This is a genomic window from Streptomyces deserti, from assembly GCF_054782695.1.
In genome coordinates, this window is the sequence record NZ_BAAGRZ010000111.1 from 1 (window position 1) to 1,149 (window position 1,149).

General features: G+C 69.5%; 1 protein-coding gene. It reads right to left on the reverse strand.

What is annotated here, in order from left to right; genetic code table 11:
* On the reverse strand, nt 1-1,064 hold a 1,064-nt coding region (locus tag ACYVMZ_RS39315), incomplete at its 3' end, for a sensor histidine kinase (protein WP_461088110.1).
* Nucleotides 1,065-1,149 lie beyond the last annotated feature (85 nt).

Consider the following 1,149-nt stretch of genomic DNA (forward strand, 5'->3'; position numbering starts at 1 on the left):
GTGGGTAGGACGGCTTCTACGTGGAAGCCTCCGTCGGGCCTGGGCCCCCACTCGAAGGTCCCGCCCACGAGTTCCACCCGCTGCCGCAACCCTTTCAGGCCACTGCCCGACCCACTTCCCGCCAACTCCTCATCCACCAGATCCCCCGCCGGACCATTCCCCACCGACAACCGCACCCGATCCGCCTCATACCGCACCTCCACCCGCACCCCACTCCCCGGCGCGTGCTTCCGCACGTTCGTCAACGCCTCCTGAACAATCCGATACGCCGTCCGCGCCACCACCGGAGACAACTCCGCCCCATTCCCCGACTCCACGAACTCCACCTCCACCCCCACAGCCCGCGACTCCTCCACCAACACCGCCAACCCCAACCCCCCACCCTCCACACCCACATCCCCACCCGAACCCCCCACACCCCGCACCAACCCACCCGGCTCCACCACACTCTCCGGCGACCTCAACACCCCCACCAAATCCCGCAACTCCTCCAACGCCTGACACCCCGCCGCCCGCAACACCTCCGCCTCCGCCCGCACCCGCTCATCCGACGCCGTCACCCTGAGCGCCCCCGCCTGCAACACCATCAAACTCACCCGATGCGTCACCACATCATGCATCTCCCCCGCCAACCGCACCCGCTCCTCAGCCCGCGCCTGCTCCGCCAGCAAAAACCGCTCCCGCTCCGCCCGCTCAGCCCGCTCCATCAACGCCGCGATCAACCCCCGCCGCGCCGCCACATACATCCCCAACAACGCCGGCACCGCCGTCAACACCAACCCACTCGCCGCCACCGCGAACGACAACGCCCACGGCCGCATCGCCACCACCGACAACACCCCCGTCAACACCCACGCCACCCGCCCCCGCCCCGAATACACCACCGCGCTGTACGCCGCAAAAGGCGTCGCCGCCGGCACCCACACAGCCCCCCCCCCCGACCCCACCAACACCCCAGGCACCCACCACACCGACAACGACATCACCACCGCCGCCACCGTCACCACACCCAACACCGCCAACGGCCGCCGACGACGCGCCACCATCACCAACGCCACCACCACCTGCAACCCCAACCCCGCCCAACGCCCCACCCCCGAACGGCCCTCCCACGGAAGACCACTCCACACCGCCACATACACGTTGAAC